Below are 4,734 nucleotides of genomic sequence, written 5' to 3' on the forward strand. Positions count from 1 at the left end.
CGTGGCGATTGCGCCGTGGCTTTTGGCTCCGCAGGTTTTTGGGTAAACCACCGCCAGCGGCCTTGTTGGCATACACACGCAAATAGACGCTCTCATGGCTGACAGCCACCTTGCCTGCAATCTGCTCGGGGCTCCATTGAATGCCCAGGBAGAAATCCACATCGGACCAGACTTTGGAATCTACACGGCGGGCATTACGGCTTTGCTGTGCCCGCTCAGTCGCCTTGGCGCAGGCTTGTTCGGCGCGATAGCCACGCTGGCCACGACCACGGCTGAGTTCGCGGCTGATGGTGCTGCGGCTCCTGCCCAATGATCGGGCGATCTCGGTGATGGTCTGTTTGGCTTTCAAGAGGCTGTGAATTTGATATCGTTCTTCTCGGCTGAGGTGCTTGTACATCTGGCAACTTGGACTTGGCGGTTTGAGTGGCCATGATGCCTTGACATCCTCAGCCACCCATCACCGGGTTCATCTTTGTTGCACCTCGTACTTGAATCCGCCACTAATAAAAGTCTGGCGGCACGCATCAAAGCGCTGTACGACATTGAACGTCAAAACGAACCTGATGTTTTCAATGAAGACATCAAGATCGATGAAACCACACTCAAAAATGTGGTGCTGCACTTGGAAAGTGTGAACCTCACAGCCACCGATTTGGATACCAAAGGCGTGGCCTTTGAGCAATTCATGGATGGGTTTTTCAAAGGCGATTTTGGGCAGTACTTCACACCGCGCAACATCATCGCCTTTGCCATTCAAATTTTGGACATTAAAGCCGAGGACGATGTGATCGACCCCGCTTGTGGTTCGGGTGGTTTTTTGTTGCATGCACTGGACCATGTGCGCAAGTTAGCCGATCAGCGCTACCCCGGTGAAGGAGGGGGCGATGGACAAGAAGAGAGTGCCCGCCATCACAAGTATTGGCACAGCTTTGCAGAAAAGCACCTCTTCGGCATTGAGATCAATGAAGAGATTGCCCGTGTTGCCAAGATGAACATGATCGTGCACGACGATGGACACACCAACGTTATCGGCAACGACGCGCTGGAACCCTTGAGCACGATTGCGTTCAAAAACGATGCATTTGCCAAGGTCATGGGCATTTACCGCGAGCCCGAGTTCAACATCGAAACAGGCAAGATGGAAGAAGTCGTTAGACGCGACGAGAAAAAAGGCTTTTCTAAGATTCCAACCAACCCACCCTTTGGTGCAGTCATCAAAGAAGAACTGCACAGCTATCTCAAGACCTATGAGCTGTCGCGTTACATCGGCAAAGGGGGCAAAGACGAAGACGACCCCGAAGACGACACCGCTGACCACAAAGCAGGCAAAAAATCCATCAAGCAACGTGCCAGCGTCAAGACGGAAGTTGTGTACTGTGAACGCATTTGGCAATTGCTCAAGCCCGGTGGACAAGCAGCCGTGGTACTTCCCGATGGTTTGTTGACCAACGCCAGCTTGCAAGGCGTGCGCGATTGGCTGCTGGAGCGCTTCAAGGTGCTGGCCGTGGTCAGCCTGCCCCAGTTTGCCTTTGCTCACTTTGGTGCAGGCGTGAAATCCAGCGTGGTGTTTCTGGAAAAGCGCTGGCCCAACCAAAATGCCAGCGATGACGAAGCCATCTTCATGGCCATGGCCGAGAACATTGGCTACGACGCCACTGGCCGCAACACCTACCAAGTGGAGGTGTTGAGCGAAACGCCCGAGCAGCACCGCACAGAGCGCCAGCGCTGCGATTTGTTCGACTGGCGCGTGGAACTGGACTGGGTGCCCGGTGAAGGCAAAAAACCTGGCCACTGGAGCGAACACCACCGCAAGGTGATCGAGGACAGCGGCCTGCTCGGTCAGTACAACGCTTTCAAACAGCAGCCCGAAGATTTTTTCGTCTGACCCCCGTCCCTGCAGGGCAAGCTATTTGCTTTGCGGTGAGACGGGGGGATACGGCGGGGCGTTGGGATGTCGGTAGCTTTTCGTTGGCGTTGCACCAATGGCGTGATGCTGTGGCGGAAGATCGCGTGTGCCCTATCTCGCTTGGTAATCTTTTAGATAGCGTCAGGTATGGCACGGGAAGTCCGCCTCCTCGTGTTCAGATCTCGGAAAAATCTGTGCCCTTCGTCCGCGCCACTGACATAAAAGACGGGCGGATCTTGATGGATGCACTGCCACACGTCGCAGCCGAACAACCAAAATCCATGGAGAAATGTCGCTTAAGCGGCGGCGAACTCATCATCGTTCGTAGTGGTGTGAATACTGGAGACTGTGCTGTCGTTCCGTCTGAATTAAATGGCGCGTATGCGGCATACGACTTAATAGCGGTACCGAATATTCGGACAATCTCTGAATATCTTTGCGCCTGTTTGTACACAAGTTTTGGTCGAGCACAGATAGATGTAGTTAAAAATCGTGCTGCTCAGCCACACATCAATGCGAATGAGGTGCTCGCGCTTGAGGTGCCCGACATTTCTCTTGATTTCCAGCGACGCCTCATAACCGAACTTGACGCCGCTCGCGCCGAGCGGGATCGTGCAATTGAGACGGCTGATGAGCTTATTCATGGGTTTGAACCTTGGGCATTAAAGACGATGGGCATTAAACCCTCGCAACCTGTTCGGAGAAATACCTTTGCCATACGTATTGGTCGAACCAAAGGCCGACTTGACCCTTTTCACTATCTGCCAGAGTTCATCGAGATTGAACGAGCCATCACGTCTGCGCCGCATGCGCGGTTAGGGGACTTGGTTGTATTTTCTGACGATACATGGAGCCCATCCAAGCATGCCGAATCCACATTTCGCTACATCGAAATCAGCGGTGTGGACAGAAGACGTGGCAAGGCGGTTGCCAACACCATCACAGTTGCAGATGCACCCAGCAGAGCTCGCTTGGCTGTTAAACCCGATGATCTGATTGTGAGTTTGACCCGTCCCCACCATGGGTCAATCGCTTTACTCGGAGATGAGCACAAGGGTTGCGTGGCATCCACGGGTTTTTCGGTTATTCGCAATGTGGCCAATACCACATCCAAGAGTTTCATATGGGTGGTTCTGCGTCTGAGCAGTTCTTTGCAGCAGATGCTCCGACGTGCCAGTGGCGGCAACTACCCCGCAATCACGCAAGAGGAATTGGGAAATGTTCTTGTTCCCTTGCCAAGTCTTGAAATACAACAGTTGATTATTGACGAAGCGACACGTCGAAGCGCAGAAGCTGATGTTCTTGAAGCGCGTGCCCGCCAAACTTGGGAACATGCCCGCAAACGCTTTGAACAACAACTATTGAAGGGAGAGGGCGCATGATTCTCTCGGGTATCTTGCACCACTCATTGGGTGGGTTCACGGTGATTCGTGGTGTTGCCCCGCTGGGGGAATTGGCGCGTTGCACGCGTTTCGATCCAGCGTATCAGCGTAATTTGATTGAAACCCATCGCAGTGAAATTGAACAGTTCTTGGACGACCAACAGGATTTGTTTTTTCCTGAGGTGGTCTTGTCGGCTTCGCTCAAGTTTGACTACGCCAAGGCACGCGGCAAACAAGTGGCCCCATTGGGCGATTTGTTCGCAGGCAAGGGTTTCACGTCGAACGTGGATGGTCTTTCGGTTCGCATTGTGAAGACCAAGTTACCAAAAGGCCTCGAAATTGTCGGGGGCAATTCCGCGCCTGACTTGGCTTTTCTGGCCATGCCTGAGCATGAACTATCGGACGAAAACGGCCTGCGTCTGTTTAGGATTGACGGCAACCATCGCCTGAGCGCAGCCAACGCCAAGACCAGCAATTTGCCCACACCTTTTTGTGTGGTACTGCACGATGATCCGGCAAAAAAAGAGCGCTTCGAGAAGGTGGTGTTCCACAACATCAACGCCAAGCAAATCCCGCTCACATCCGAAGAAAATTTGCGGCTCATCCTTCAAACAGGCGCAGGCGCTTTGTTCAGTGATGAAGACTTGTTGACCAAACCAAGCTTTGGCCGTGCTTATTGGCTTGCGCGTTACTTGCTGCCACAGTTCAATGAAGCCTTTTTGGGCGGCCTTGCCAAACACTTTGAGAGCAAGCACAGCCTTGCACTGGGACTGGCGCAGTTTTTGACGGCCAAGCAGGCGGTTGCGACCAACGATGACGTCACTGTTTTGCAGGGCGAGATTGATTGTGTTCGCTCTGCGTTGATTGCGGTCAATGGCTATTACAGCGCCAGCTGTGGGCAGGCCTTGCGTGATTTAGCATGTCATGGTGTGCTTACTGCATTTGTTTATTTCGCATTGGTCAATGAGGGGCGGCAGTTGCCCGCTTTTGCGCGTTGGATCGACAGCAACCGCATTGACCGCCTCAGCCCCAAAACGACCACACGCGGCTTGGGTTATCACTACCACTTGGGGCAGACCCAAGCGGTGGATGCAGCCAGTTTGGTGGATGTGTTTGAGAGCGTTCTGAAGTCCCGCAGCCGACAGATTTTTATTTCGGCTCTGATGAATTTCAAGTGGGTTGCCCAGCATGAGGATTGATAGCGTGGAAGTCGAGTCTCCCGGCGATCAAGAAGATGACAGTCTTGATCGTTGTGATTCGCGTAAACCCACGCGCACGACGCTTGGATGCCTGGAACAAACCGTTGATGGCTTCGAGGAATCCGTTGGTCTGGCGTGTCTGCGCCCAGGCCACGATGCCTTCCATATGAGCGCGGATCATCTTGGCAACGTCCTTCATCGGTTCGACCTTGGAGCGCATCACGCATGTGCACCAGTGATCCAGCAT

The 4,734-nt window shown here is 53.3% G+C and carries 5 protein-coding genes; 3 read left to right on the plus strand and 2 right to left on the minus strand.

The window, feature by feature from the left end:
- On the minus strand, positions 1-349 hold a 349-nt coding region (locus AMM33_RS01215; RefSeq protein WP_228767886.1), incomplete at its 3' end, for a helix-turn-helix domain-containing protein.
- A 126-nt stretch (positions 350-475) separates the two neighbouring features.
- Between AMM33_RS01215 and AMM33_RS01220 the strand changes: the two genes are divergently transcribed.
- From AMM33_RS01220 to AMM33_RS01230, 3 genes are all read left to right on the plus strand, one after another.
- Positions 476-1,885 carry an HsdM family class I SAM-dependent methyltransferase gene (locus tag AMM33_RS01220; protein ID WP_194945161.1) on the plus strand — a complete coding sequence of 470 codons (1,410 nt, stop codon included), beginning with the start codon at positions 476-478 and terminating at the stop codon, positions 1,883-1,885.
- A 215-nt stretch (positions 1,886-2,100) separates the two neighbouring features.
- Positions 2,101-3,288 carry a restriction endonuclease subunit S gene (locus tag AMM33_RS01225; RefSeq protein ID WP_090138076.1) on the plus strand — a complete coding sequence of 396 codons (1,188 nt, stop codon included), beginning with the start codon at positions 2,101-2,103 and terminating at the stop codon, positions 3,286-3,288.
- Between the two features lie 149 nt (positions 3,289-3,437).
- Positions 3,438-4,487 carry a ParB N-terminal domain-containing protein gene (locus tag AMM33_RS01230; protein ID WP_228767887.1) on the plus strand — a complete coding sequence of 350 codons (1,050 nt, stop codon included), beginning with the start codon at positions 3,438-3,440 and terminating at the stop codon, positions 4,485-4,487.
- Here AMM33_RS01230 and AMM33_RS01235 read toward each other — a convergent pair.
- Positions 4,459-4,734 (minus strand): transposase (locus AMM33_RS01235; protein ID WP_194945162.1); only part of this gene is annotated, 276 nt, incomplete at its 5' end. The genes AMM33_RS01230 and AMM33_RS01235 overlap by 29 nt on opposite strands.

The organism is Limnohabitans sp. DM1, assembly GCF_001269385.1.
GTDB lineage: Bacteria > Pseudomonadota > Gammaproteobacteria > Burkholderiales > Burkholderiaceae_C > Limnohabitans_A.